At 72.7% G+C, this 253-nt stretch carries 1 protein-coding gene; it reads left to right on the forward strand.

Translation table 11 applies throughout. The features are described 5' to 3' along the window. On the forward strand, positions 1–253 hold a 253-nt coding region (locus FLQ44_RS11435; protein WP_276607853.1), incomplete at both ends, for an NAD(P)-binding domain-containing protein.

Raw genomic sequence — 253 nt, forward strand, 5'->3', positions numbered from 1 at the left:
GCTCAAAGCCGGCGCACACGTGGTCGACCACTCCACCGTCAGCGCCGACACCGCGCGCGAAGCCGCGCGCCTGCTCGCCGAGCGCGGCATCGGCTTCGTCGACGCGCCGGTCAGCGGCGGCGCCGAAGGTGCACGCAACGGCAAGCTCTCGATCATGGTCGGCGGACATGCCGACGATCTTGAAGCCGTGCGCCCCGCGCTCGAGGCCTACGCCCTGCGCATCACCCACATGGGCGCGACCGGCGCAGGCCAG

The organism is Vogesella mureinivorans (genome assembly GCF_007644035.1).
GTDB lineage: Bacteria > Pseudomonadota > Gammaproteobacteria > Burkholderiales > Chromobacteriaceae > Vogesella > Vogesella mureinivorans.